This window comes from Micromonospora sp. BL4 (genome assembly GCF_003667505.1).
Classification (GTDB): Bacteria; Actinomycetota; Actinomycetes; order Mycobacteriales; family Micromonosporaceae; genus Micromonospora.
Genome location: NZ_RCVJ01000119.1, coordinates 1 through 25,373 on the forward strand (window position 1 = coordinate 1; position 25,373 = coordinate 25,373).

Annotated in this window: 24 protein-coding genes and 1 pseudogene; 12 read left to right on the forward strand and 13 right to left on the reverse strand. The window is 72.7% G+C overall.

What is annotated here, in order from left to right; all coding sequences use genetic code 11:
- A pseudogene (locus tag EAD89_RS13570) lies at positions 1-220 on the reverse strand (hypothetical protein); the annotation flags it as partial.
- Entirely contained in the window at positions 217-564 is a 348-nt protein-coding gene (locus EAD89_RS13575; protein WP_147458799.1) for a hypothetical protein, read from the reverse strand. The pseudogene EAD89_RS13570 and the gene EAD89_RS13575, both read right to left, overlap by 4 nt.
- A gap of 265 nt (positions 565-829) precedes the next feature.
- Here EAD89_RS13575 and EAD89_RS13580 point away from each other — a divergent pair, with 265 nt between their 5' ends.
- The 4 genes from EAD89_RS13580 to EAD89_RS13595 all read left to right on the forward strand — a co-directional run bounded on the left by EAD89_RS13580 (position 830) and on the right by EAD89_RS13595 (position 8,196).
- The gene (locus EAD89_RS13580) at positions 830-4,588 is read left to right on the forward strand and encodes a multifunctional oxoglutarate decarboxylase/oxoglutarate dehydrogenase thiamine pyrophosphate-binding subunit/dihydrolipoyllysine-residue succinyltransferase subunit (protein WP_121675950.1); all 3,759 of its coding nucleotides are present in this window, start codon (positions 830-832) and stop codon (positions 4,586-4,588) included.
- A gap of 106 nt (positions 4,589-4,694) precedes the next feature.
- A complete protein-coding gene (locus EAD89_RS13585) occupies positions 4,695-4,880 on the forward strand; it encodes a DUF6104 family protein (RefSeq protein WP_121653181.1) in 186 nt (61 codons plus the stop codon).
- Positions 4,881-5,014: 134 nt separating this feature from the next.
- A complete protein-coding gene (gene pta / locus EAD89_RS13590; protein ID WP_121675951.1) occupies positions 5,015-7,084 on the forward strand; it encodes a phosphate acetyltransferase in 2,070 nt (689 codons plus the stop codon).
- Positions 7,081-8,196, forward strand: a complete 1,116-nt coding sequence (locus EAD89_RS13595) for an acetate/propionate family kinase (RefSeq protein ID WP_121675952.1) — start codon at positions 7,081-7,083, stop codon at positions 8,194-8,196. Before pta ends, EAD89_RS13595 begins: the two co-directional genes overlap by 4 nt.
- A 69-nt stretch (positions 8,197-8,265) precedes the next feature.
- Here EAD89_RS13595 and EAD89_RS30740 read toward each other — a convergent pair whose 3' ends face one another.
- On the reverse strand, positions 8,266-8,433 hold the full coding sequence (locus tag EAD89_RS30740; protein ID WP_199733502.1) for a hypothetical protein: 168 nt from the start codon (positions 8,431-8,433) through the stop codon (positions 8,266-8,268).
- A gap of 158 nt (positions 8,434-8,591) precedes the next feature.
- Between EAD89_RS30740 and EAD89_RS13605 the strand changes: the two genes are divergently transcribed.
- Both EAD89_RS13605 and EAD89_RS13610 read left to right on the forward strand, forming a co-directional pair.
- A complete protein-coding gene (locus EAD89_RS13605) occupies positions 8,592-9,500 on the forward strand; it encodes an alpha/beta hydrolase (RefSeq protein ID WP_121675954.1) in 909 nt (302 codons plus the stop codon).
- 105 nt (positions 9,501-9,605) lie between these two features.
- On the forward strand, positions 9,606-10,571 hold the full coding sequence (locus tag EAD89_RS13610; RefSeq protein WP_121675955.1) for a dienelactone hydrolase family protein: 966 nt from the start codon (positions 9,606-9,608) through the stop codon (positions 10,569-10,571).
- A 66-nt stretch (positions 10,572-10,637) separates the two neighbouring features.
- Here EAD89_RS13610 and EAD89_RS13615 read toward each other — a convergent pair whose 3' ends face one another.
- The 3 genes from EAD89_RS13615 to EAD89_RS13625 form a co-directional block, all read right to left on the reverse strand.
- Entirely contained in the window at positions 10,638-11,600 is a 963-nt protein-coding gene (locus EAD89_RS13615) for a zinc-binding dehydrogenase (RefSeq protein WP_121653186.1), read from the reverse strand.
- A 92-nt stretch (positions 11,601-11,692) separates the two neighbouring features.
- Positions 11,693-12,871, reverse strand: coding sequence for an NADP-dependent malic enzyme (locus EAD89_RS13620; RefSeq protein WP_121653187.1), 1,179 nt, complete (start codon positions 12,869-12,871; stop codon positions 11,693-11,695).
- A 143-nt stretch (positions 12,872-13,014) separates the two neighbouring features.
- Positions 13,015-13,365, reverse strand: a complete 351-nt coding sequence (locus EAD89_RS13625) for a S24/S26 family peptidase (RefSeq protein ID WP_121675956.1) — start codon at positions 13,363-13,365, stop codon at positions 13,015-13,017.
- Positions 13,366-13,448: 83 nt separating this feature from the next.
- Between EAD89_RS13625 and sodN the strand changes: the two genes are divergently transcribed.
- Genes sodN through EAD89_RS13640 form a run of 3 tightly spaced genes read left to right on the forward strand, consistent with a single transcriptional unit; the run spans position 13,449 to position 14,865 of the window.
- Entirely contained in the window at positions 13,449-13,853 is a 405-nt protein-coding gene (sodN, locus tag EAD89_RS13630) for a superoxide dismutase, Ni (protein WP_121653189.1), read from the forward strand.
- Complete coding sequence (locus EAD89_RS13635; protein ID WP_121675957.1) at positions 13,850-14,425, forward strand: GNAT family N-acetyltransferase; 576 nt, start codon at positions 13,850-13,852, stop codon at positions 14,423-14,425. Before sodN ends, EAD89_RS13635 begins: the two co-directional genes overlap by 4 nt.
- Positions 14,426-14,457: 32 nt before the next feature.
- Complete coding sequence (locus tag EAD89_RS13640) at positions 14,458-14,865, forward strand: ATP-binding protein (RefSeq protein WP_121653191.1); 408 nt, start codon at positions 14,458-14,460, stop codon at positions 14,863-14,865.
- Between the two features lie 33 nt (positions 14,866-14,898).
- On the opposite strand, the gene EAD89_RS13645 is transcribed toward EAD89_RS13640, so the two are convergent.
- Entirely contained in the window at positions 14,899-15,288 is a 390-nt protein-coding gene (locus EAD89_RS13645; protein ID WP_121653192.1) for a hypothetical protein, read from the reverse strand.
- Between the two features lie 43 nt (positions 15,289-15,331).
- On the opposite strand from EAD89_RS13645, the gene EAD89_RS13650 reads away from it, so the two are divergent.
- The gene (locus EAD89_RS13650) at positions 15,332-16,282 is read left to right on the forward strand and encodes a diacylglycerol kinase family protein (RefSeq protein WP_121675958.1); all 951 of its coding nucleotides are present in this window, start codon (positions 15,332-15,334) and stop codon (positions 16,280-16,282) included.
- A gap of 450 nt (positions 16,283-16,732) precedes the next feature.
- Positions 16,733-16,990 carry a WhiB family transcriptional regulator gene (locus EAD89_RS13655; RefSeq protein WP_007072794.1) on the forward strand — a complete coding sequence of 86 codons (258 nt, stop codon included), beginning with the start codon at positions 16,733-16,735 and terminating at the stop codon, positions 16,988-16,990.
- Positions 16,991-17,090: 100 nt separating this feature from the next.
- Here EAD89_RS13655 and EAD89_RS13660 read toward each other — a convergent pair whose 3' ends face one another.
- From EAD89_RS13660 to EAD89_RS13670, 4 genes are read right to left on the reverse strand one after another with little or no spacing between them, the layout of a single operon-like run.
- A complete protein-coding gene (locus tag EAD89_RS13660) occupies positions 17,091-17,888 on the reverse strand; it encodes a sirohydrochlorin chelatase (protein ID WP_121653228.1) in 798 nt (265 codons plus the stop codon).
- Positions 17,885-18,646 (reverse strand): phosphoadenylyl-sulfate reductase, encoded by a 762-nt coding sequence (locus EAD89_RS13665; protein ID WP_121675959.1) that lies wholly within the window; start codon positions 18,644-18,646, stop codon positions 17,885-17,887. The genes EAD89_RS13660 and EAD89_RS13665 overlap by 4 nt, the downstream gene beginning before the upstream one ends.
- Complete coding sequence (locus EAD89_RS30745; RefSeq protein WP_199723315.1) at positions 18,643-18,804, reverse strand: hypothetical protein; 162 nt, start codon at positions 18,802-18,804, stop codon at positions 18,643-18,645. Before EAD89_RS30745 ends, EAD89_RS13665 begins: the two co-directional genes overlap by 4 nt.
- Positions 18,801-20,516, reverse strand: a complete 1,716-nt coding sequence (locus EAD89_RS13670) for a nitrite/sulfite reductase (RefSeq protein WP_121653195.1) — start codon at positions 20,514-20,516, stop codon at positions 18,801-18,803. Before EAD89_RS13670 ends, EAD89_RS30745 begins: the two co-directional genes overlap by 4 nt.
- Positions 20,517-20,876: 360 nt before the next feature.
- Between EAD89_RS13670 and EAD89_RS13675 the strand changes: the two genes are divergently transcribed.
- Positions 20,877-22,334: a glycosyltransferase family 39 protein gene (locus EAD89_RS13675; protein ID WP_233578644.1), complete on the forward strand. Its 1,458-nt coding sequence runs from the start codon at positions 20,877-20,879 to the stop codon at positions 22,332-22,334.
- A gap of 261 nt (positions 22,335-22,595) precedes the next feature.
- Here the strand turns inward: EAD89_RS13675 and EAD89_RS13680 are convergent, their stop codons facing one another.
- Together EAD89_RS13680 and EAD89_RS13685 are read right to left on the reverse strand one after the other, a co-directional pair.
- Entirely contained in the window at positions 22,596-24,173 is a 1,578-nt protein-coding gene (locus tag EAD89_RS13680; protein WP_121653198.1) for a PAS domain-containing sensor histidine kinase, read from the reverse strand.
- A 25-nt stretch (positions 24,174-24,198) separates the two neighbouring features.
- Positions 24,199-25,230 (reverse strand): SIS domain-containing protein, encoded by a 1,032-nt coding sequence (locus EAD89_RS13685; RefSeq protein WP_121675961.1) that lies wholly within the window; start codon positions 25,228-25,230, stop codon positions 24,199-24,201.
- Positions 25,231-25,373 lie beyond the last annotated feature (143 nt).

The following is a 25,373-nucleotide window of genomic DNA, read 5'->3' on the forward strand; positions in this document are numbered from 1 at the left end:
CCCCCGCCCACCCGCCGAGCAGCAGGCCGGCGAGCGGCAGCACCGCGTTGAGCACGAGCCCCGCGGTCAGCAGGGCGTCGGTGGTCGCGCCGAACGCCCGCGCCGCGTCGTGCGTCGGCGTGTACGGCGTGGACGTCCGCCGGATCAGGCCCACCAGGAGCAGGAACGGCACCCCGTAGAGCCAGGTGAAGAAGAGGCCGCCCAGGCCGAGCCGCTTCACGAGCGACCCAGGTAGACAGCGGCCATGACGGCGCAGACCGGCGCGGTGACCGCTACGGAGACGGTGCCGGCGAGCACCGCCGAGGAGACGTGGCGGACGACCAGCGCGTTGACCACCGCCGTGACGAGCAGCAGCCCGATGAGCACCGGCCCGCCCCACACCAGCCCGGCCAGCGCCAGCGACTCCATCGGGGAGAGACAGCTGAACATCGCCGAACAGTCCTGCCGCGGCGCGCTCGGCACGCTGGTCGTGCCGACCACCACCGCCGCGATCGCGGTGGCGTACCAACCGACCGCGACCGCCATGCTCGGGCCGTACCGCTTCCGTTCCCCCGTGTCAGCCATGCGGCCGATCCTGCCGCGGAGCGCCCGCGCGGACATCCGTACCGGTACTCAGGCGCTGGCGCCGGCGGTCCTACCAGCCGTCGGGCCGACCCGCAGCACTTGCTGAACTTCTGGCATCTTCTGTGAATCGGACCACGCGACCGAGGCGGAAATGCCTGCGCGATCGGTACGGCGTAGCCTGGGAGCCGTCCTGTCCGTGCTCCGAACCGGGCGCGACGGACACCGCGTGACACACAAACCCGCGTGAAAGAGGCGATTACCGGCCGTGTCGACCCAGCAGACTTCGCAGGATAACCCACTGGCGGGTTTCGGCCCGAACGAGTGGATCGTCGAGGACATGTACCAGCGCTACCTCGCCGACCCATCGAGCGTCGATTCGGCCTGGCACGACTTCTTCGCCGACTACCGACCGGCGCCGGGCGCCGCCACCCCGCGGGGCGGTGAGTCGGCGGGCACGCCGGCCGCGGCGCCGGAGCCGGACGGCCAGCCCGAGGCGGCCGCCTCGGTCAGCCATCCCAGCGCCGAGGCGACGCCGGCGGCCGGCAAGCCCGCCGCCGCGCAGCCCGCACCGGCCAAGGCCGCCGCCGCAGCCCCCGCCCCCGCGAAGGCCGCCCCGGCGAAGGCCGCCCCGGCCAAGCCGGCCGCGAAGGCCGCCGCGCCGAGCGCCGAGGGCCCCCAGACCACGCCGCTGCGCGGGGTCGCCGCGAAGATCGTCCAGAACATGGACGCCTCGCTGAGCGTGCCCACGGCGACCAGCGTGCGCGCGGTCCCGGCCAAGCTGCTGGTGGACAACCGCATCGTGATCAACAACCACCTCGCCCGCGGGCGGGGTGGCAAGGTCAGCTTCACCCACCTGGTCGGCTACGCGATGGTCCGGGCGCTGGTCCAGCACCCGGAGATGAACAACTCCTTCGCCGAGGCCAACGGCAAGCCCGCCGTGGTCCGCCCGGCGCACGTCAACCTCGGCATCGCGATCGACCTGGCCAAGCCGGACGGCACCCGCAACCTGGTGGTCCCCTCCATCAAGGGCTGCGAGCAGATGGACTTCCGTCAGTTCTGGCAGGCGTACGAGGACGTGGTCCGGCGGGCGCGGCGCAACGAGCTGACCATGGAGGACTACTCCGGCACCACGATCTCGCTGACCAACCCGGGCGGCATCGGCACCGTGCACTCGATGCCACGGCTGATGCAGGGGCAGAGCGCGATCATCGGCGTCGGCGCGATGGAGTACCCGGCCCCCTACCAGGGCATGTCCGAGGCCACCCTGGCCGAGCTGGCGGTCAGCAAGATCATCACGCTGACCAGCACGTACGACCACCGGATCATCCAGGGCGCGCAGTCCGGCGAGTTCCTCAAGGTGATGCACGAGCTGATCCTGGGCGAGCACGGCTTCTACGACCAGATCTTCACCTCGCTGCGGATCCCGTACGAGCCGGTCCGCTGGGTACGCGACGTCGCGGTCAACTCCGAGGGCCAGATCAACAAGACCGCCCGGGTGCACGAGCTGATCCACGCCTACCGGGTGCGCGGGCACCTGATGGCCGACACCGACCCGCTCGAGTTCAAGATCCGCAAGCACCCCGACCTCGACGTGCTCCAGCACGGGCTGACCCTGTGGGACCTGGACCGCGAGTTCCCGGTGAACGGCTTCGCCGGCCGGCAGCGGATGAAGCTGCGCGAGATCCTCGGCGTGCTGCGCGACTCGTACTGCCGCCGCGTCGGCATCGAGTACATGCACATCCAGGACCCGGAGGAGCGGCGCTGGATCCAGGAGCGGATCGAGCGCAAGTACGAGAAGCCCTCCCCGGACGAGCAGAAGCACGTGCTCAACCGGCTCAACGCCGCCGAGGCGTTCGAGACCTTCCTGCAGACCAAGTACGTCGGCCAGAAGCGCTTCTCGCTGGAGGGTGGCGAGTCGCTGATCCCGCTGCTCGGCGAGGTGCTGGAGTCGTCGGCCGAGAACGGGCTGGACGAGGTCGTCATCGGCATGGCGCACCGGGGCCGGCTCAACGTGCTGGCCAACATCGTCGGCAAGCCGTACGAGAAGATCTTCTCCGAGTTCGAGGGGCACCTGGACCCGCGCTCGACGCAGGGCTCGGGCGACGTGAAGTACCACCTGGGCCAGAACGGCAAGTTCACCACCCCCGACGGCGAGCACGCGGTCAAGGTGTCGGTGGTGGCCAACCCGTCGCACCTGGAGGCCGTCGACCCGGTGCTGGAGGGCATCGTCCGGGCCAAGCAGGACCGGATAGACCTCAAGCTGGAGGGCTACACCGTGCTGCCGCTGGCGGTGCACGGTGACGCCGCGTTCGCCGGGCAGGGCGTGGTCGCCGAGACGCTCAACCTGTCGCAGCTACGGGGCTACCGCACCGGTGGCACCGTGCACGTGGTGGTCAACAACCAGGTCGGCTTCACCACCGCCCCGGAGTACAGCCGGTCCAGCCTCTACAGCACCGACGTGGCCCGGATGATCCAGGCGCCGATCTTCCACGTCAACGGCGACGACCCGGAGGCCGTGGTCCGGGTGGCCCGGCTGGCCTTCGAGTACCGGCAGGCGTTCAACAAGGACGTCGTGATCGACATGGTCTGCTACCGCCGGCGCGGGCACAACGAGGGCGACGACCCGTCGATGTCCAACCCCCAGATGTACAAGATCATTGATTCGAAGCGCTCGGTCCGCAAGCTCTACACCGAGGAGCTGATCGGTCGCGGCGACATCACCGTGGAGGACGCGGAGGAGCTGCTGCGCGACTACCAGTCGCAGCTGGAGCGGGTCTTCAAGGCCACCCGGGACGCCGCCTCGGCGCCGCGCCAGCTCAACCGGCCGCGCCGCGAGGAGGAGCCGGAGCCGCAGGTCGACACCGCCACCGACGCCGCCGTGGTGAAGGCGATCGGCGAGGCGCACATCAACCTGCCGGAGGGCTTCACCCCGCACAAGCGGATCCAGCAGCTGCTCGACCGGCGGGCGAAGATGTCCGTCGAGGGCAACATCGACTGGGGCTTCGGCGAGATCATCGCGCTCGGGGCGCTGCTGCACGACGGGATCACCGTCCGGCTCGCCGGTCAGGACTCCCGCCGCGGCACGTTCGTCCAGCGGCACGCCTCCGTGGTGGACGCCCGCACCGGCGACGACTACCTGCCGCTGAAGTCGCTCACCGGCGACGGCGAGCGCTCCCGGTTCTTCGTGCACGACTCGCTGCTCAGCGAGTACGCCGCGATGGGCTTCGAGTACGGCTACTCGGTGGAGAACATCAACGCGCTGGTCGCCTGGGAGGCCCAGTTCGGCGACTTCGTCAACGGCGCACAGTCGGTGATCGACGAGTTCATCTCCTCCGGTGAGGTGAAGTGGGGTCAGCGCTCGGCGGTCACCCTGCTGCTGCCGCACGGCCACGAGGGCCAGGGCCCGGACCACACCTCCGGCCGCCCCGAGCGGTTCCTGCAGATGTGCGCCGAGGACAACATGCGGGTCTCCATCCCGACCACCCCGGCGAACTACTTCCACCTGCTGCGCCGCCAGGCACTGTCGCCGAAGCGCAAGCCGCTGGTGGTCTTCACGCCGAAGTCGCTGCTGCGGCACAAGCTCTGCGTCTCGTCGGTGGAGGACTTCACCACCGGCACCTTCCAGCCGGTGCTGCGCGACACGGCCGCGCCGGCGCCGGAGGCGGTGAAGCGGGTGCTGCTCTGCTCCGGCAAGATCTACTACGACCTGTTCCAGGCCCGGCAGGACCGCGCCGTCACCGACACCGCGATCCTCCGCATCGAGCAGCTGTACCCGCTGCCGGTGGAGGAGATCCGGGCCGCCCTGGCGCAGTTCCCCAACGCGGAGGACTTCGCCTGGGTGCAGGAGGAGCCGGCCAACCAGGGCGCCTGGTCGTTCGTCGCGCTCAACCTGCTGGAGCACCTCACGGACGTCCGGCTGCGGCGGATCTCCCGCCCGGCCGCGGCCGCCCCGGCGGTCGGCTCGGCCAAGACGCACGAGGTCGAGCAGACCGCGTTGATCGAGGCGGCCCTCCCCCGCCCGTGACCTGACGCACCGCGAGAGCCGGGGCAGGACCGTTCACAACGGCCCTGTCCCGGCTCCGTCGGTCCACCCGCCCGGCCCGCGCCGGGCCGAGCACGAGGACGTACCGATGTACTTCACCGACCGTGGCATCGAGGAACTGGTCGAACGCCGGGGCGACGAGCAGGTGACCCTGGAGTGGCTCGGCGAACGCCTGCGCGACTTCGTCGACCTCAACCCCGAATTCGAGACCCCCATCGAACGCCTGGCCACCTACCTGGCCCGCCTGGATGACCCCGACGACGACGACGCCTAGACCCCGGTGCTGCCGGTGATCAAGAAGTTTCGGTCACGACCGGGGCCGGAAGTGACGCAAAGCTCTTGATCACCGGAGCTTGGAGGGGTCCGAGGACCCGGGCGGGGGGTCTTGCGATCTTCTAGGGTTGGGGCGTGGCCCGGAGTGTGTATCTGACGAGTGTGGGATCGGGCGGGGGCAAGTCGACCATCGCCCTCGGGCTGGCCGAGTTGCTGTCCCGTCAGGTCGGACGGATCGGCGTGTTCCGGCCGCTGGTCGCCGACGCCGTCCCGGACCCGATCCTCGCCCTGCTCAGCGAGCGTTACCGGATCGAGCAGCCGCTGGCCGAGCTGGCCGGGATGAGCTACGCCCAGGCCACCGCACTGGTCGCCGACGGCCGGCGGGAGGAGCTGATCTCCGCCGTCGTCGAGCGCTACCGGGCGGTGGAACGGCAGTGCCCGGCAGTGGTCGTGGTGGGCAGCGACTTCGACGACCCGGGCGACCCGGCCCGTCCCCGGGAGCTGGCCTTCAACGCCCGCCTGGCCACCGAGTTCGGCAGCGTGGTGGTGCCCGTCGTGGACGGCTTCGAGCAGGAGCCGGCGGCCGTCGCGGCCGCCGTGCGCGGGGCGTACCACGATCTGGCCGACCTGGGCGCGACCGTCCTCGCGGTGATCGCCAACCGGGTGCCAGGGCCGATGACCCTGCCCGAGCTGCCGGTGCCGGCGTACGCCATCCCGGAGGTGCCGATCGTGTCGGCGCCGACGGTGGCCGAGGTGGCGGCGGCGCTCGGCGCCACCCTGCTCGCCGGGGACGACGCGGCGCTCGGGCGGGACGTGCTGGACTTCGTCGTCGGCGCCGCACACGTGCCCACGCTGCTGGACCATCTCACCGACGGCGCCCTGGTGATCACCCCCGGGGACCGTGCCGACCTGCTGGTCGCCGCCAGCGCCGCCCACGTGGCCGGGCAGGTGTCGGTGGCCGGGCTGGTGCTGACCCTCGGCGAGCAGCCCGACCCCCGGGCGATGCGACTGGTCGAGGGGCTGAACACCGGCTTGGCGGTGCTCTCCGTGCGCAGTGACAGCTACGACACGGTGGCCGCGTCCAGCCGGATCGAGGGCCGACCCAGCGCGGCCAACCCGCGCAAGGTGGAGGCCGCGCTCGGCGCGTTCGAGCGTTCCGTGGACACCGACGACCTGGCCCGCCGGCTGCGCGTCAGCCGGTCGGCCCGGGTCACCCCCCTGATGTTCGAGAACGAGCTGATCGACCGGGCCCGGACACAGCGCCGGCACCTGGTGCTGCCGGAGGCCGCCGACGAGCGGATCCTGCGCGCGGCGGAGATCCTGCTCCGCCGGGGGGTGGTCGAGCTGACCCTGCTCGGCCGGCCGGACGACGTCGCCCGGCGTACCCGGGAGCTGGGCATCGACCTCGGCGACGCGCACGTGGTCGACCCCGTCACCAGCGAGTGGCGGGACGACTTCGCGGCCGAGTACGCCCAGCTGCGTGCCCACCGGGGCATCACCGCCGAGGTGGCGCACGACATCGTCGCCCAACCCAACTACTTCGGCACCCTGATGGTGGCCACCGGGCGGGCCGACGGCATGGTCTCCGGCGCGACGCACACCACCGCCGCCACCATCCGACCGGCGTTCGAGATCATCCGAACCGTGCCGGACGTCTCGGTGGCCTCCAGCGTCTTCTTCATGCTGCTCGCCGACCGGGTGCTGGTCTACGGCGACTGCGCGGTCAACCGCGACCCGGATGCCGCCCAGCTCGCCGACATCGCGATCTCGTCCGCCGACACCGCCGCCCGGTTCGGCATCGAGCCCCGGGTGGCGATGTTGTCGTACTCCACCGGCAGCTCCGGGGCCGGCGCGGACGTGGAGAAGGTCGCCGCGGCCACCGCGCTGGTCCGGAAGCGCCGGCCCGACCTGTTGGTCGAAGGGCCGATCCAGTACGACGCGGCGATCGACCCGGCGGTGGCGGCGACCAAGCTGCCGGGCAGCCCGGTCGCCGGCCGGGCCACGGTCTTCATCTTCCCGGACCTCAACACGGGCAACAACACGTACAAGGCGGTGCAGCGCTCCGCCGGGGCGGTCGCTGTCGGCCCGGTGATGCAGGGCCTGCGCCGGCCGGTGAACGACCTGTCCCGGGGCGCGACCGTGCCGGACATCGTCAACACGGTGGCGATCACCGCCATCCAGGCGGCCACCGAGGAGGCCTCGTGAGTCGGGTGCTGGTGCTCAACTGCGGGTCGTCATCCGTCAAGTGGCGCCACTACGACGGTGACCGGGTGCTCGACCAGGGCACCGTCGAGCGCATCGGTGAACCGGGGGGCGGCCCGGCGGACCACACCACCGCCGTCCGGCGGATCCTGGCCGGGCTGGACCTGAGCGAGCTGGCGGCGGTCGGGCACCGGGTGGTGCACGGCGGCCGGACGTTCACCGCACCGGTCCTGGTCGACGACGCGGTGCTGGCCGCGATCCGGGACCTGGTCCCGCTCGCCCCGCTGCACAATCCGGCCAACCTGGCCGGCATCGAGGTGGCCCGCGAAGCGCTGCCGGGCGTTCCGCAGGTCGCCGTCTTCGACACCGCGTTCCACCACACCCTGCCGGAGGCCGCCGCGACCTACGCGATCGACCGGGACACCGCCGAGCGGTACGCCATCCGCCGGTACGGCTTCCACGGCACCTCACACGCGTACGTCTCGCGGCGCACGGCCGAACTGCTGGACCGCCCGTACGAGCAGCTCAACACGATCACCCTGCACCTCGGCAACGGGGCCAGCGCCTGCGCGGTGCAGGCCGGCCACAGCGTGGCCACCTCGATGGGCATGACCCCGTTGGAGGGGCTGGTGATGGGGACCCGCAGCGGCGACCTGGACCCGGCCGTGATCTTCCACCTGCGCCGGGAGGGCGGGCTGTCGGTCGACGAGATCGACGACCTGCTCAACCACCGCAGCGGTCTGCTCGGGCTGACCGGCGCCAACGACATGCGCGAGGTGCTCCAGCGCCGGGCCGCCGGGGACCCGGCCGCCGAGCTGGCCTTCGACGTGTACTGCCGGCGGATCACCGGCTATGTGGGCGCGTACTACGCGCTGCTCGGCCGGGTCGACGCGATCACCTTCACCGCCGGGGTGGGTGAACACGCGGCACCGGTGCGGACCGCCGCGCTGGCCGGGCTGGACCGGCTCGGCATCGCCGTGGACCCGGCCCGCAACGCCGGGGACGGTGACCGGGTGATCTCGCCCGAGGGCGCCGAGGTGACCGTCTGCGTCATTCGCACCGACGAGGAGCGGGAGATCGCCCGACAGACCCGTGCCGTGGCCGAGACCGGCTGACGCCACTCCGGCGGCCCACCATCCGGGCGCCTCGGCCCGGGTCGCGCCGGCCGGTCCGCAGCCTCAGCCCTACGCCAGCCAGGCGACGAGAGCAACCAGCAGCACGACGACCACCACCGCACCGATGATCAGCGGCAGGCGGGACGGGGACTCCGCCGGCGCGGTGGCCTCCGGCGTCTGGGTGAACGCGCGGAACGCCTCGGTGTTGCCGCTGGGGTCGCTGTAGTTCTCAGGCATGCGGGTGACCCTAGCGAAGCCGGTCGCGACGCACCGCCCCCGCCCACGCCGCCGGGCGGGGTCGACCCGGCCGGCGGAGCCGACCCGACCCGGCCGGCGGGTGCAGCCGGGCCGGACGGCGGGGTCGCTGCCCACACCCAGGCACCTACCGTGGAACGATGGGGGCGGGGCGGCTGATCGCCGTACTGGTGACAGCGCTGCTGGCCGGTTGCGCGCCGGCCACCGCCGTGGCGGACGGGCCCACCGCCGCCCCGGGCGGGCCGCCGTCGGCGCGCCGAGCGCCCGAGGGGTCGTACGTCGTCGGCGTGCGTACGCTCACCCTCGATCCCCGCTCGGCGCGCCCCCTGCCGGTGACCGTCTGGTATCCGGCAGTCCCCGACGGGGTGGCCGCCGGGCGGTTCCCCGTGATCGTCTACAGCCACGGCCTGGACAGCCGGCCCGAGCTGCACGCCGAACTCACCACACGCTGGGCGGCGGCCGGCTTCGTGGTGGCCGCTCCCGCGTTCCCGCACACCCGGCGCGGCGCCCCGCGCTTCACCCGGGCCGACGTCCGCAACCAGCCGGCCGACTGCTGGCGACTCATCCGGCAGCTGAGCCGCCTCGACGCCGACCCCGCTGATCCGCTCGCCGGCCACCTGGACCTGGCATCGATCGCCGCCGCCGGCCACTCGGCCGGAGGTTTCACCACGGCCGGCATGTTCACCGAGGGCCACCCCGCCCGGCTGCGCGCCGGGATCATCATCGCCGGGGGCGGACTGCCCGGCAGCTTCGCCGGACCGGTCGCGCCTCTGCTCTTCGTGCACGGCACGGCCGACCAGGTGGTGCCGGTGACGGTCGGTCGGGCCGCGTACGGGCGTACCCCCGGACCGGCCGCCTTTCTCAGCCTGCTCGACCAGGACCACGGCGCGTACCTCACACCGGGGCACCCGGGGTTCGCGCCGGTCCTCGCCACGACCATCGACTTCCTCCGCTGGACCCTCTACGGCGACAGCGCGGCCGGCGCCCGCCTCCCCGCCGACGCCCGCACCCCCGCCCTGACCCACTACGAGTCCCGACCGGCCCGCTGACGACCCCGAGGCCGCCCCGCGGACACCTGAGCGCCGGGTGACCGCGCTGCCACGCCGCGCCGAACCCCGCCGGGCGGGCCGGCGCGGCAGGGCACAATTGGATTCATGTCCCGTCGCGTCACCCCCGCGCTGCTGGCCAGCGCCCTGCTCACGGCCGGCCTGGTCGGCTGCTCCACGGACACCCCCGAGGCCGGGAGCGCGCCGGCGCCGGTCGAGCCCTCCTCCGCCGCCTCGGCGACGCCGCGGGTACCCGCCGGGACCGCACCACAGCGAGCCTTCGCCGTCGGCGTACGCCAACTCAAGCTGAACCGGGACGGCCGGGCGCTGCCGGTGACGCTGTGGTACCCGGCGACCGGGGAGTCCGGCGGCGCGGCCAAGCGGTCGGCGACGGCCGCGGAGGGCCGGTTTCCGGTGGTGATGTTCAGCCACGGCCTGGGCGGACGGCCGGACGACTACGCCACGCTGCTGACCCGCTGGGCGGCGGCCGGTTTCGTGGTGGCCGCGCCGACGTTCCCGCACACGTCCCGGGGCGGCGACAACAACGTCCTCGACGTGCTCAACCAGCCGGCCGACGTGTCGTACGCGCTGACCCAGGTGCTGGCGCTGAACGACCGCGCCGGCGACGCGCTGCGCGGCCGGCTCGACGCCGACCGGGTGGCCGCGGCCGGGCACTCGGCGGGCGGAGTGACCACCATCGGTCTCTTCACCGCCGGCCGGGACGAACGGCTGGACGCGGGGGTCGTGTTCGCCGGTACGGCGCTCGGCGTGGGCACGGCGTTCGCCGGCGCCGCCGCCCCGCAGCTGTTCGTGCACGGTGAGCTGGACGAGGTGGTCGACTACGCGGCGGGCAGAGCCGCGTACGACAAGGTGCCCTGGCCCAAGGCCATGCTGAGCCTGACGAAGGGCGACCACGGACGGGCGCTGCTCAGCGACGGCGCGGCGCTGCGGGTGGTCTCGGACACCTCCGTCGAGTTCCTCCGCTGGACCCTCTACGGCGATCCGGCGGCCAGGAAGCGCATGCCCACCGACGCGAAGCGTGGCGACATCGCCACCTTCGACGACCACCTCTGACCGACACGCGCCGCCCCGCGTGCCCCGCACGCTCGGCGCGCGACCGGGCCCGGCGCGGTGGGACGGTCAGGCGGTGTGGTCGATGACGACCTTGCCGAAGGTGTCACCCGAGTGCAGGCGGGCGAAGGCGTCCTCGACCCGGCTGAACGGGACCACGCTGTCCACCACCGGCCGCACGTCGCTGTCCGCGCAGAACGCCAGCAGCTCGTACAGCTCGCCGGGCGTGCCCATCGAGGTGCCCAGGATCTCCAGCTGCATGGCGAACACCCGGCGGAGGTTGATCGACGGCTCGTGACCGGCGGTGGCGCCGGAGACCACGATCCGGGCCATCGGCGCGGCCGACTTCATCGAGTGGTCGAAGGTGGCCGCACCGACCGTCTCGATCACCACGTCGACCCGTTCCGGCAGCCGGGCACCGGGTTCCACGGCGGTGGCGCCGAGCGCGGTGATCCGGTCCCGCTTGCTGGCGTCGCGGCTGGTCGCGTACACCCGCTTGCCCATCGCGACGGCGAGCGCGACGGCCGCGGTGGCCACGCCGCCGCCCGCGCCCTGCACCAGCACGCTGTCGGCGTCCTCGACGCGGCCCTTGGTGGTCAGCATCCGCCACGCGGTCAGCCAGGCCGTGGGCAGGCAGGCCGCGTCGGTCGCCGCCATGCCGTCGGGCAGCGGGACCAGGTTCGACCGGGGTACGGCGACCCGCTCGGCGAGGGTGCCGGGGAAGTGCTCGGAGAGGATGGAGACCCCGCGCGGGTCACCCTGGGTGACCACCACCGGGTAGACGACCACCTCGTTGCCCTCCGGGTCGAGGCCGACCGCGTCGCAGCCGAGGATCATCGGCAGCTGCGCCTCGGTGAGCCCCACACCGCGCAGTGACCACAGGTCGTGGTGGTTGAGCGAGGTGGCCCGCAGCTGCACGGTCACCCAGTCGTCGGCCGGGTGGGTGGGCTCGGGCCGCTCACCGACGGTGAGCGCGGCGAGCGGATCGGCGTCGTCGAAGCGGGAGACGAAGGCAGCACGCATGATCGGCACGGTAACAAGCTGAGCGCCGGTTAAGAAGGGGCCCTCCACACACCCAGCGTCAGGGAAGGTCCTTGCACCGGGCGTCAGGAGGGTGCCCTAGCTCACCGGCGGGCGACGCCGTCGCGGCGGGCGGCTTCGGCGACCGCCTCGGCGACGGCCGGCGCGACGCGCGGGTCCAGCGGAGACGGAACGATCGCGTCGGCGGTCAGCGACTCGGCCACCACTCCGGCGATGGCGTCCGCGGCGGCGACCTTCATTCCCTCGGTGATCCGGGTGGCCCCGGCGTCCAGCGCACCCCGGAACACCCCGGGGAAGGCCAGCACGTTGTTGATCTGGTTGGGGTAGTCGCTGCGGCCGGTGGCGACCACCGCGACGTGCCGGGCGGCCACCTCCGGGTGCACCTCGGGGGTGGGGTTCGCCAGCGCGAACACGATCCCGCCGGGCGCCATGCCGGCGACCGCGGCCTCCGGGATCTGACCGCCGGAGACGCCGATCAGCACGTCCGCGCCGCGCAGCGCCTCGGTGATGTCGCCGTGGCGGCCGTCGGCGTTGGTGCTCGCGGCCAGTTCGGCCTTGGTGCCGGTCAGCTCGGTGCGGTGCCGGCCGATGATCCCCTTGGAGTCGCAGACCACCACCTGGTCGGGGTTGATGCCCCCGGCGACCAGCATCTTCGTCACGGCCACGCCGGCCGCACCGGCGCCGCTCACCGCGACCCGCAGGTCGCCGAGCTTCCGGTTGAGCAGGGTGGCCGCGTTGCGCAGCGCGGCGAGCACCACGATCGCGGTGCCGTGCTGGTCGTCGTGGAAGACCGGGATGTCCAGCGCCTCGTCGAGCCGGCGCTCCACCTCGAAGCAGCGCGGCGCGCTGATGTCCTCCAGGTTGATCCCGCCGAACGAGGGGGCCAACGCCCGCACCACGGCGACGATCTCGTCCACGTCCTGCGTGTCCAGACAGACCGGCACCGCGTCAACCCCGGCGAACTGCTTGAACAGCACCGCCTTGCCCTCCATCACCGGCATCGCGGCACGCGGGCCGATGTTGCCCAGACCCAGCACCGCCGAGCCGTCGGTGACCACCGCGACGGTGTGCGACACCCAGGTGTAGTCGTCGACCAGGTCGGGGTCGGCGGCGATCGCCTCGCACACCCGGGCCACCCCCGGGGTGTACGCGAGGGAAAGGTCTTCCCGGCTGGTGAGCGGCACCGTCGAGGTGACGGCCATCTTGCCGCCCCGGTGCAGCTGGAAGACCGGATCAGCGGGGTCCACGGTGGACGAAGGCATTGTGGTGACTCCAGGATCTGTCGAGCAGACGGGGCGGCCGGCCCGGCCGCGAGGTGGGCGGCGAGCGGTGGCACGCGGTGCGGGGGGTCACCCGGGCACTTTCCGAGCATAGTGTCGACACTGCCGCTGTGATGTGAGCAGGGTCATAACTGTCGACGCGGGACGCGCCCCGGGCGCGGCCAGTAGCGGGCCACCACCCGTCCCCGCACGTCGGCCACCCCGTACGCGCGGGAGTCGTCGGTGACCAGGTCGTTGTCCCCGCGTAGCCACCAGCCGCCGTCCTGCGGCCGGACCGCCCGCTTCACCACCAGCAGCTCGGGACGGGTCCGGAAGACCGCGACCACCACGTCACCGGGGCGGATAGGGCGACCGTGCGGGCGGACCAGCACGGCGTCGCCGTGCCGCAGCGTCGGCGCCATGGACGGGCCGGTCACCAGGACAGCGGTCAGCGGCCCCCGCAACCGGGGCGCCTCCGCCGGGTGATCGGCCCGCACTGGTTTCACCTCCACCCGCTCCGGGGAGCATCCCAGGAGTAATGTCGCCTTTGATCATCGCAAACTTCCCATGGAGGATCCCGATGCGACTTCCACGCATCCTTGCGCCCCGCGTCACCGCGAGCGCTCACTGCGACCTGCCGTGCGGCGTCTACGACCCGGCCCAGGCCCGGATCGAGGCCGAGTCGGTCAAAATGATCTGCGAGAAGTACCAGGCGAACACCGACCCGGAGTTCCGCACCCGGGCGATCATCATCAAGGAGCAGCGCGCCGAGCTGGTCAAGCACCACCTGTGGGTGCTCTGGACCGACTACTTCAAGGCCACGCACTTCGAGAAGTACCCGCAGCTGCACCAGCTGTTCAACGAGGCCACGAAGCTCGCCGGCGCCGGTGGCGTCAAGGGCAGCCTCGACCCGGCCACCGCCGACAAGCTGCTCGCGAAGATCGACGACATCTCGAAGATCTTCTGGGAGACCAAGAAGGCGTGACCTCTCCCGTCACCCCGACGATCCGGCCGGCACGTCCCGAGGATGTGCCGGCCGTCGTCGCCATGGTCCACGAGCTGGCGGAGTACGAACGCGCTCCCGACCAGTGCCACCTCACCACCGAGCAGTTGGCCTCGGCCCTGTTCGCGACTGCTCCAGGTCGCGGCGTGGCGTCAGACACGCCGAACTGGAGCAGTCGTAGTTCCGCGCCGGCGCTCTTCGGCCACGTCGCGGTCGACGAGCACGACCAGCCGATCGGCTTCGCGCTGTGGTTCCTCAACTTCTCCACGTGGGCGGGAGTGCACGGCATCTACCTGGAGGACCTCTACGTCCGACCGGCCGCCCGGGGCACCGGCGCGGGCCGGCTGCTGCTCGCCACCCTGGCTGACATCTGCGTACGACGCGGCTACCGGCGGCTGGAGTGGTGGATGATCGACTGGAACCCGGCCGCCGGCTTCTACGCCTCGATCGGCGCCGAGCAGATGAGCGAGTGGGTTCCCTACCGGCTCAGCGGCGACGCGCTGCGCGACCTCGCCAGCCAGGCCACCGCCGCCGGCACGCGTCCGGGCGACTGACCGGGTAGAGTCCCCGACCGGGGGGATGAGGCGTGACTCAACTGACCGGCCAGCCAGCGACCGACGACGACGTGGTGCACCTCACGGTGCCCGCCGACGGCGGTTACCTCGGCGTGCTCCGCACCGCCACCGCCGGTCTCGCGGCCCGGTTGCAGTTCGCGCTCGACGAGATCGAGGATCTGCGGATCGCGGTCGACGAGGCGTGCGCCATGCTGCTCGCCATCGCCACCCGCGACGCCGAACTGGAGTGCCGGTTCTCGGTCACGGAGGACGCGCTGACCGTCGAGGTGACCGTGCCGACCGTGCGTGGCGCCACGCTGCCCGCCGAGTCGTCCTTCGCCTGGAAGGTGCTCACCGCGTTGACCACGTCCGCGTCCGCCACGGCCGCCAACGGTCGGGCGACGATCTCGCTGCTCACCCGCCGCTCCAGCGGCTACTGAGCGGCCCGTCGTCCCGTCACGCGCCGAGCGCGGTCACTCGAAGCCGAGTGCCCGGGTCGTCGGGGGGCTGACCAGCAGCCAGCTGACGCCCAGGCCCAGTGCCATCACCGGCACGCCGAGCCAGCCCAGCCCGGCCTGGATCATGAACCACCCGATCGGCAGCAGCATCAGCTGAAGCACGATCGCGGGGGCACGCGCACCGGCCTGACGACGCAGCAGCGCGCGGCCCAGCGCCCAGAGCGCGGCCGCCGCCCCGACGGCGAACGCGGTCACCAGCAGCGCCGACAGCAGGTCGCTGGTGCTGGCGGTGAGGTCGGCCCAGACCAGCCAGGCGGCGATCAGCCCTACGGCGACCGCCTCCGCCCACAGCAGCCGGACCGCCCAGCGGAGCGTGACGGGAATCGGGGCCGAGTCGATGGTCACGCGCGCCACGATACCCGGGCTACCGGGAGGTACAGTGCCGCCCATGCGGGCCGTCCTGGTGGTCAATCCGAAGGCCACCACCACCAGCGAACGCAGCCGGGACGTGCTTGTCCGGGCGCTGCGCAGCGAAGTCGACCTCAGCGTGCGGTACACCCGCCGGCGCGGGCACGCCATGGCGCTGGCCCGGGAGGCCGCTGCGGAGGGGGTCGACCTGGTCGTCACCCTGGGTGGCGACGGCACCGTCAACGAGGTGGTGAACGGCCTGATGACGGCCGAGCCACCCGCCGGCGCCGACGGCGCCACCTTCGCGGAGCGGCTGCCCGCGCTCGCGACCGTTCCGGGTGGCTCGACCAACGTGTTCGCCCGAGCGCTGGGCCTGCCCCGGGAGTGGCCGGAGGGGACCAGCATGATCCTCGAAGGGCTGCGGCTGGGTCGGCACCGGACGATCGGGCTGGGTCGCGCGGACGACCGCTACTTCACCTTCTGCGCCGGGTTCGGCCTGGATGCCGCCGTGATCCACCGGGTGGAGCAGGCCCGCCGTCGGGGGCGCGTCTCCACCCCGAGCCTCTATTTCCGCGCGATCATGAACCAGTACTTCCTCGCCTCGGACCGACGGCACCCGGCGATCAGACTGGAGCGTCCCGGTGAACCGGCGGAGGACGAGCTGGCCACCATCATCATCCAGAACACCGCGCCGTGGACGTACCTGGGCGATCGGGAGATCAACCCGAACCCGGAGGCGTCGTTCGATCTCGGGCTGGACGTGCTGGCGTTGCGTCAGCTGCGGGTGGCCAGTACGACACGGACAGTGACGCAATTCCTGTCCCGGCGGCCGGATCCACGCGGCCGGCAGGTGTTACGACTTCATGACACGGCGGAGTTCACCCTGGTCTCCAGCCGCCCGCAGGCGTTCCAGCTCGACGGCGACTACCTTGGCGAGCGGGAGAAAGTCAGATTCACATCCGTTCCCGCCGCACTGAGAGTAATCTGCTAGGTCTCGGGTACTGCCCTAGGTCGACGCGGCCGCCACAACTGCATCGACACGGTCGCCGCCACACCGAGGGGCAGGTGCCGGAAATGTCAGCAATGTCACGCGGACTGTACTATATTGATCCTCGGCTGTGGCACGGCGGGTAACCAGGAAGGCACTGGAACCCGGACAAATGGGTTGTGGGCTTGCTCACCGCCCGGAGTTTTTCCGAGCGTCACCCTTGACATCGCGAGCATTCGTGAAAGTATTCACAAGCGAACTTGAGTTACCGGGACATTGCCTGGATATGCTCGTCAGGTTGAGCTGTTCCAGCAGGTCCCCGGGGCTAACCGCCTGCTCACGCACTGCCGAATGGACCGACGCTAACTGTCACCATCGGCACTGCGGATGCATATAGGAAAAGCACTACAAGCAATAATTGCCACCCCATCCAGAATGAGGAGTGTTGCCGCCATGGACTGGCGTCACCATGCTGTCTGCCGCGACGAGGACCCGGAGCTGTTCTTCCCTATCGGGACGTCCGGACCGGCTCTCCTGCAGGTCGAGCAGGCCAAGGCCGTCTGCAGGCGCTGCTCCGTGACCGACCAGTGCCTCCAGTGGGCGCTCGAGTCGGGTCAGGACGCCGGCGTCTGGGGCGGAATGAGCGAGGAGGAGCGGCGCGCTGTCAAGCGTCGCGGCGGCCTCCGGGTGCTGCGCGCTCACTCCGCCTGAACCCACGACACAGCTGTACGCCCCGGCGGGTCCGCCCGCCGGGGCGTTCTGCTTGTCCGGCCCCCGCCCTGCTGACATCACTCCCGGCCGGCGACCTCGCTCACACCGCCGGCGCCAGGACGCGCCGGCCGGACCACTCGTCGACCCGGCGCAACACCAGCTCGACCAGCTCGGGGGCGTCGGTCAGCGGGTCCGCCACCGCCACCGCGCCGGCCGCCCGGGCCGCCTCGGCCACCGCGTCGTGAAAGAGGCCCGGCGCCAGGAAGTACCCGGCGACCGCCACCCGACGAGCGCCGGCCGCCCGTAGCCGGGCCACCGCGACACCGGTGGCCGGCGGAGCCGCCGAGGCGTACGACACCCGGCAGGGCACCCCGAACTCCGCGCCGAGCGCTTCCGCCACCAGGCCCATCGAGCCACGCGCCCGCGCGTCCCGGGTGCCGGCCGCGGCCAGCACCAGCGCGTCGAAGGGACCCGCACACGACTCGCCGAGCCGGCGTCGCAGCCCGGCCAGCAGAGCCGGGTCCACCGCCCCGTCCGCCGGGCCGAGCACGTCGGTCACCCGTACCGCCAGCGCGGGCCCGGCCTGCGCCGCGGCGGCGACGGCCGCCGGGATGTCGACCCGATGGTGGTACGCGGCGGTCAGCAGCAGCGGCACCAGCACCGCGCGCCGGTGGCCGGCCGCCGCCAACCCGCGCAGCACCTCGGTCGGCCCCGGCTCGGTGTGGTCCAGCCAGCTCGTCCACACCGGGGTTCCCGGGCGGGCGGCCGACACCGCCCGGCCCAGTGCCCGGGTGGCCTCGGCCGCTCGGGGATCACGGCTGCCGTGCGCGACCAGCACCACCGGATCCGCCCCGCCGGCCGCACGGAGGCCGGTCGGGGTCGTCGACGGGGAGGTCAGACGTGCAGTCCGCACTCGGTCTTCTCGAACATGGCCCACCGACCGGCCCGCGCGTCCTCGCCGGCCTTGGTCCGACGGGTGCACGGCCAGCAGCCGATCGAGCCGTAGCCCTGCTTGAACAGCTCGTTGACCGGCACGTTCCAGCGGGCGATGTAGGCGTCCACGTCCCCCTGCGACCAGGCCGCGATCGGATTGACCTTGACCTTGCCCCGCCGCGGGTCGAAGGTCACCACCGGGGTGTTGGCCCTGGTCGGCGACTCGTCCCGGCGCAGGCCCGCGGCCCAGGCGTCGTACCCGGTCAGCGCCCGCTCCAGCGGCTCCACCTTGCGCAGCTGGCAGCAGTCGTCGGGCGACTTGTTGAACAGCCGGGGACCGTACTGGCCGTCCTGCTGACCGACGGTGAGCCGGGGCCGGATCGACCGGACGTTCACCGGGAGCGTCCGCGCCACCTCGTCCCGCACCCGGAGGGTCTCCGGGAAGTGCAGGCCGGTGTCGAGGAAGACCACGTCCACTCCCGGGGCGACCCGGGACACCAGGTGGGCCAGCACGGCGTCGGCCATCGAGCTGGTGACGCAGAACCGGTCGCCGAAGGTCTGCGCCGCCCAGCGGGCGATCTCCAGCGCCGGGGCGCCCTCCAGCTCCCTACCCGCCTGCTCGGCCAGCGCCCGAAGCTCGTCGGGGCCGCGTCGGGCCGGATCGGTCGGCGTCGGACCGCCCGGACCGACCAGGCCCAGGCCGGCGGCGGAGACGAGGCTCATCGGGTCACCGCCCGCGGGAGCAGCCCGGTGAACTTCACCGAGAAGACCCGGGCGCAGGCGTGGCACTCCCATGCGCCGTGCCCCGCCTCGTGCGGCCGCAGGTCCTCCTCGCCGCAGTACGGGCAGTACAGAGGTGCCGCTCGGTTCTCGCTGCTCATCGCAGTTCCTCCTCGTCGACTCTGATCACCCAGTTGGCGAACGTCTCGCCTTCGCTCCGACCGGCCAGGTAGCGCAGGGCCAGTCGTTCCACGTACTCCGGAAGCTCCTCGGCGGTGGTCTTCAGGCCACGGAGCTTGCGCCCGAACCCGGCGGTCTGCCCCTGCGCCATGCCCAGGCCGCCGCCCAGGTGCACCTGGAAGCCCTCGACCTGCCGACCGTCCGGGCCGACCACCAGCTGGCCCTTCAGCCCGATGTCGGCCACCTGGGTGCGCGCGCAGGCGTTCGGGCAGCCGTTGATGTGGATCGAGATGTCGGCGTCGAAGTCGCGCAGCCGCTGCTCCAGCCGGGCCACCAGCTCCTCGCCGCGGGCCTTCGTCTCGACGATGGCGAGCTTGCAGTACTCGATGCCGGTGCACGCCATGGTGCCGCGCCGCCAGGCCGACGGACGGGCCTCCAGCCCGATCCCCCGCAGCGCGTCCACCAGCGACTCGGTCCGCTCCGACGGCACGTCGAGCACCAGCAGCTTCTGGTACGGGGTGAGCCGTACCCGGTCGCTGCCGTGCGCCTCGACCACGTCGGCCAGCTGGGCGAGCTGCCCGCCGGAGACCCGCCCGACCACCGGGGCGGCGCCCACGTAGTGCCGCCCGTCGGCCTGCTCGTGCACGCCCACGTGGTCGATCGGCTTCGCCGGCAGCTCGGGAGCCGGGCCGTCGAGCAACGTCCGGCCCAGGTACTCCTTCTCCAGGACCTCGCGGAAGCGCTCGATGCCCCAGTCGGCCACCAGGAACTTCAGCCGGGCCCGGTTGCGCAGGCGCCGGTAGCCGTAGTCACGGAAGATCCCGACCACACCGGCCCACACGTCGGGCACCTCCGCCAGCGGCACCCAGGCGCCGAGGCGCTGGGCCAGCATCGGGTTGGTGGAGAGGCCACCACCGACCCAGACGTCGAAGCCGGGGCCGTGCTCGGGGTGGTCGACGCCGAGCAGGGCGATGTCGTTCGACTCGTACGGGGTGTCGACCAGCCAGGAGATCGACGTCTTGAACTTGCGGGGCAGGTTGGAGAACTGCTTGTCACCGACGTACCGGGCGACGATCTCGTCGATCGCCGGCGTCGGGTCGAGCAGCTCGTCGCGGGCCACCCCGGCGACCGGACTGCCCAGCACGATCCGGGGGCAGTCGCCGCACGCCTCGGTGGTCTGCAGACCGACCGACTCCAGCCGGCGCCAGATCTCCGGCATGTCCTCGACCCGGATCCAGTGGTACTGGATGTTCTGCCGGTCGGTGATGTCGGCGGTGTCCCGGGCGAACTCCCGGGAGATGTCCGCGATGACCCGCAGCTGGGCCAGGCTGAGCTGGCCGCCGTCGATGCGGACGCGGAGCATGAAGAACTCGTCCTCCAGCTCGTGCGGCTCCAGCACGGCGGTGCGCCCACCGTCGATGCCGGCCTTGCGCTGGGTGTAGAGGCCCCACCAGCGGAACCGGCCGCGCAGGTCCTGCGGATCGATGGAGGCGAAGCCGCGGTGCGCGTAGATGTTCTCGATCCGGGCCCGGACGTTGAGCGGGTCGTCGTCCTTCTTGATCCGCTCGTTCGGGTTGAGCGGCTCGCGGTGGCCGAGCGCCCACTGACCCTCACCCCGTGGCCGGCGCGTCGCCGTCCGGGCAGGACGGGCCGTCGGGTCCTCGGAACGGGCCGGGATGCTGCTGACCGCCATCGGGGCGTCCTCCGTTGTCTGCGGTGCCTCGGGGCGGGCGCGGGGCGCGGCGGCCGGCCCGTCGAGAGCGGGCGGGACAACGGTGTCTGAAGACAGCCGGCGCGGAGCGCGCCCGAGACAGATGGGTCGGGCGTCGTCAGTCGGCCGGACAGATCGCGCTGCGCACGCGGCCGTAATCGACGTGGCGACGAGCCACGAAGCGGCGGACGACAGCGGCGGTCATGGGCTCATGCTGCCACACCGCATGGGGCTCGGCCAATGCGCGCGTGCCGGATCCCACATCACGGGCCGGGCCGGCCGTGACAGGCTCGGGCCGTGGGCATATTGTCCGAAAGGTCGATTACGGCAGGGCGGGAGCCGCTGCGCCGCGTTCCGGTCTGGGTTCCCCCGGCGGTGCTGACCCTGGTGGTCACCTGCACCGGGCTGGGCTCTGCTCAGCTCTGGCGCGACGAGCTGGCCACCTGGAGCGCCGCCACCCGGTCCCCCGGCGACCTGGCCCGGTTGGCCGGCACCATCGACGCCGCCACCGGCCCGTACTACCTGCTGATGCACGGCTGGCTCACGCTCGTCGGCGACTCCACGGTGGCCCTGCGCGTGCCGGCGGCGCTGGCGATGACCGTCGCGGCCGGGCTGCTCGGCGTGCTCGGCGCACAGCTTGTCGACCGGCGCACCGGCCTGTTCGCCGGGCTGCTCTTCGCCCTGCTCCCCGGCACCTCCCGGTACGGGCAGGAGGCCCGTCCGTACGCCCTGGCCACCGCGCTCGCGGTCCTCGCCACCCTGCTGCTGGTGACCGCGCTGCGCCGGCCCGGCTGGGCCCGCTGGGCCGGGTACGCCGCCGCCGTGGCCGCGCTCGGGCTCACCCACCTGATCGCGCTCACGCTGCTCGCCGCACACGCGCTGGTCGTGCTGGTTACCTGGTGGCGGGGTTCCGTCGCGGCCGGGGTTGCCGGGTCGGACGGGGCCGGCGGGCCGGATCGGCGAGCAGGGCGGTGGGCGGTCGCGCTGCTGCCGACCGCGCTGCTGGTCGGCCCGCTGCTGTTGAAGGCCGGCATGCAGCGTTCCCGGCAGTTGGACTGGGTCGATCCCGCCCGGCTGGACGACCTGGCCGCGCTGCCCGGCGGGGTGGCCCAGAGCAGCGTGGTGGGCGGCCTGCTGGTCGGCCTCGCCGCCCTCGGCGCGGCCCACCTCGGCCGACGCGCCCTGCTGCCGGCGAGCACGGTGCTGCTGCCCGTACTGCTGCTCTTCGCCGCCGGCACGGTCGTGCCGCTGTGGGTACCCCGGTATCTGGTCTTCGTGGTGCCCTTCGCATGCCTGCTGGCCGGCGCGGCGCTGGCCGGCGTGTCCGCCCCGGCCGCGCTGGCCGTGGTGGTCCTCGCCGGGCTCGTCGGCCTGCCCGACCAGGCGGCGCTGCGGCGGACTCACGAGTGGCCGCGCAGCGCCCCGGTGGACTACGCGGGTGCCGCCCGGGTGATCGCCGACGGGCAGCGGCCCCGGGACGCGGTGGTCTACTCACCCCGGGAAAGCTGGCTGTTCCTCGATCTGGGCGTCGAGTACCACCTGGCGGAGCCGCCCCGGGACGTGCTGGTCACCGAGGACGAGGTCCGCCGGGGCGACCTGTGGGCCGCCGAGTGCCCGCAACCGGCGCGGTGCCTGGCCGACGCGCCACGAGTGTGGCTGGTCGTCGCCGGGTGGCACGCCGAGCCGCTGGCCACCGTGCCGGGCGCCAAGGGCGACGCGCTGCGCGCGGACTTCACCGTCACGCAGGCGTGGCAGCGCCCCGGCCTGACCGTCGCCCTGCTGACCCGCCCCGGGCGCTGACCTGGCCTGGCTTTCCTGGCCGGACTTGGCCGGGCCTGGCCGGGCCTGGCCGGACCTGGCCGGACCTGGCCGGACCCTGAACCGCCCGACGGCGCGCGGTCAGGCCGGGCGTAGGACCTTCGGGCCCGGCCCACCTTGGTGAGCGCTATACCTCAGAGGCATAAATATGACTCACAGGTATAGCGCTCATCCGCCCACCCGCGCCCGGAGCCGACCCGCGCCCGGAGCCCACCCACCCGGGCGCGCGACACCCAAGGTCGGTCAGGGTTGCGACCGGCCGTCGGGCGCGCTGCGGGCCAGCGGCACGACCAGCACCGCCTCGGTGCCGCCGTTGGCGCCGGCCCGCAACTCGATGGTGCCGCGCAACTCCCCGGTGACCAGCGCCCGGACGATCTGGAGGCCGAGCCGGCTGCCGCTCTCGGCGTCGAAATCCGGCGGGAGCCCGCGCCCGTTGTCCGCCACCGATACGTGCAGCATCTTGCGGAACCGGTGCGCCGAGACCACCACCTCCGGCCGGGTCGACGGGTCGGTCGCGGGGACGACGACGACGGGCGCCGCGTCGGGGATGTCCGCCTCGTCGGCCGGTGGGAAACCGTGCTCGACGGCGTTGAGCAGCAACTCGTTGAGGACCATCACCAGGGAGGTGGCGATCTCCGCCGGCAGCACGCCGAAGCTGCCCCGCCGCCGCATGCCGACGCTCACCTCGGTCGCCGCGACCTCGGTCGCCGCGCTCGCCACGCGGTCGACGATGCCGTCGAACTCGACCGCCTCGTCGCTGGACATGGAGAGCGTCTCGTGGACCAGGGCGATCGAGGCGACCCGACGGACCGACTCCTCCAGCGCGACCCGGGCCTCCGGCATGGAAACGCGACGGGCCTGCAACCGCAGCAGAGCGGCCACCGTCTGGAGGTTGTTCTTCACCCGGTGGTGGATCTCCCGGATGGTGGCGTCCTTGGTGATCAGCGCCCGGTCCCGGCGACGGACCTCGGTGATGTCCCGGACCAGCACCAGCGCGCCGATCGGCACCCCGGCGGGCATCAGCGGCAGCGCCCGGGTGAGCATCGTGGCGCCACGCGCGTCGATCTCCCGCCGGGGCGGCGCCTCGCCACGCAGCGCGGCCAGGATGCCGTTCGCCGCCTCGGTGCCGTCCAGCGGGTCACCGGCCAGCCGGCGGTGCAGCGCGGCCAGATCCTCCCCCACCAGGTGGGAGGCGTAGCCCAACCGGCGGTACGCGGACTGCGCGTTCGGGCTCGCGTAGGTGACCTTGCCGCCGGCGTCGAGCCGGACCAGGCCGTCGCCGACCCGGGGCGCGGAGGTGGTCTCGCCCGGATGCCGGGGCGGCGGGAAGGTGCCGTCCGCGATCATCTGCGCCAGGTCGTCGGCCGTGGTCAGGTAGTTCAGCTCCAGCTGGCTGGGGGTACGCGCGGTGGACAGGTTGGTGTCCCGTCCCACCACGGCGATCACCTCGCCGGCCTCCCCCTCGGCGGTACGCAGCCGGACCGGGATCGCCTCATGCCGGGCCGGGACGTCGCCGTACCAGACCGGGTCGCCCTCCCGCCAGATCCGGCCCTGGGAGTAGGCCACTTCGAGGTGGGCCACCTCCGGCCCGCCGACGATCCGCCCCACCTGGTCGTCCTGGTATGCCGTCGGGGCGGTCGTCGGGCGGACCTGGGCGACGCAGAGGAACGTGCCGTCCGCGTCGACCGGCACCCAGAGCAGCAGATCGGCGAAGGACAGGTCGGAGAGCAACTGCCAGTCGCCGGCGATCCGGTGCAGGTGGTCGATGTCGGCCGGACGGAGACGGGTGTGCTCCTCGGCGAGGTCGCGCAGCGTGGACACGATGACCAGCGTGCCACGCCGCGTCTCACATCGTCGCGGTGACCTTCTTCAGCCCGCGCGGCGCATCCGGATCTTCGCCCCGGGTCAGCGCCAACGCCAACGCCAGCCGCTGCAACGGCAGGATGTCCAGCAGCGGGGCGTACCGCTCGTCGACCTCGGGAACGGCGAGCCGGGTCGCGCCCGGCACGTCGGCGGAGCCGACCACCACCACGTCGGCGCGGCGTTCACCGAGGCGGGGCAGCACCTCGCCCATCGACCGGCCACCCGGGCCCGAGCCGACCACGGCGAGCACCGGGACCTCCGGGTCGGTCATCGCGAGTGGACCGTGCAGCAGGTCGGCGCCGGAGAAGGCGAGAGCCGGCAGGTACGAGGTCTCCATCAGCTTCAGGGCGGCCTCCCGCGCGGTCGGGTAGGCGTACCCGCGCCCGGTGGTGACCAGCTGACGGGCGAAGCGGTAGCGCGGAGCGAGCTGCGCCGGGGTGTCGTCGGCCAGGGTGCGGGCGGCCAGTTCGGGCAGCGCGGCGAGCGCCTCCCGCTCCGCGGCCGGGAGCACGCCGTCGCCGGCCCGGATCCCCTCGACGAGCATCAGCAGGGCGAGCAGCTCGGCGGTGTACGTCTTGGTGGCGGCCACCGCCCGCTCGTGCCCGGCGGCGATGTCGATGCTCAGCTCGGCCACCTCGACCAGCGGGGACTCCGGGGCGTTGGTCACCGCGAGGGTCAGCGCACCGGAGGCACGCGCGGCGCGCAGCACCTCGGCCAGGTCGGGCGAGCCCCCGCTCTGGCTGACCCCGATGACCAGCGCGTCGGACAGGTCGGGGCGGGCGCCGAACAGGGTGACCGCGCTGGGCGAGGCGAGCCCTGCGGGGAGCCCGAGCCGGATCTCGGCCAGGTACGCCCCGTAGAGGGCCGCGTGGTCGGAGGTGCCCCGGGCGGTGAAGACCACGTGCCGCGGCCGCCGCTCAGCGACGGCGGCCGCAACCCGGGCGACCTCCCCGGCGTTGGCGGTGGAGAGCAGGCGCGCGTAGCCGGCTGGCTGCTCCTCGATGTCGGCGGCCATCCCGGCCCCTGCACGCGTCACGGACACTCCCCCCTTGCGCGGTTTCCGCGCGTTTCCTGCTCAGTCTTGCACCTTTGAAAGTATCTGAGCAATCGAACGAGCAGTAGTGCGCAGTTGATCACCGAATGATCTCAATATCAACT

Excerpts from the sequence above, each read along its gene's own strand:
- EAD89_RS13650 (WP_121675958.1), top strand. The coding sequence starts at position 15,332 with ATGCGGGCCGTCCTGGTGGTCAATCCGAAGGCCACCACCACCAGCGAA.
- EAD89_RS13670 (WP_121653195.1), bottom strand. The coding sequence starts at position 20,516 with ATGGCGGTCAGCAGCATCCCGGCCCGTTCCGAGGACCCGACGGCCCGT.
- EAD89_RS30740 (WP_199733502.1), bottom strand. The coding sequence starts at position 8,433 with ATGCCTGAGAACTACAGCGACCCCAGCGGCAACACCGAGGCGTTCCGC.
- EAD89_RS13585 (WP_121653181.1), top strand. The coding sequence starts at position 4,695 with ATGTACTTCACCGACCGTGGCATCGAGGAACTGGTCGAACGCCGGGGC.
- EAD89_RS13685 (WP_121675961.1), bottom strand. The coding sequence starts at position 25,230 with ATGGCCGCCGACATCGAGGAGCAGCCAGCCGGCTACGCGCGCCTGCTC.
- EAD89_RS13610 (WP_121675955.1), top strand. The coding sequence starts at position 9,606 with ATGTCCCGTCGCGTCACCCCCGCGCTGCTGGCCAGCGCCCTGCTCACG.
- EAD89_RS13605 (WP_121675954.1), top strand. The coding sequence starts at position 8,592 with ATGGGGGCGGGGCGGCTGATCGCCGTACTGGTGACAGCGCTGCTGGCC.
- EAD89_RS13665 (WP_121675959.1), bottom strand. The coding sequence starts at position 18,646 with ATGAGCCTCGTCTCCGCCGCCGGCCTGGGCCTGGTCGGTCCGGGCGGT.
- sodN (WP_121653189.1), top strand. The coding sequence starts at position 13,449 with ATGCGACTTCCACGCATCCTTGCGCCCCGCGTCACCGCGAGCGCTCAC.
- EAD89_RS13575 (WP_147458799.1), bottom strand. The coding sequence starts at position 564 with ATGGCTGACACGGGGGAACGGAAGCGGTACGGCCCGAGCATGGCGGTC.
- EAD89_RS30745 (WP_199723315.1), bottom strand. The coding sequence starts at position 18,804 with ATGAGCAGCGAGAACCGAGCGGCACCTCTGTACTGCCCGTACTGCGGC.
- EAD89_RS13620 (WP_121653187.1), bottom strand. The coding sequence starts at position 12,871 with ATGCCTTCGTCCACCGTGGACCCCGCTGATCCGGTCTTCCAGCTGCAC.
- EAD89_RS13655 (WP_007072794.1), top strand. The coding sequence starts at position 16,733 with ATGGACTGGCGTCACCATGCTGTCTGCCGCGACGAGGACCCGGAGCTG.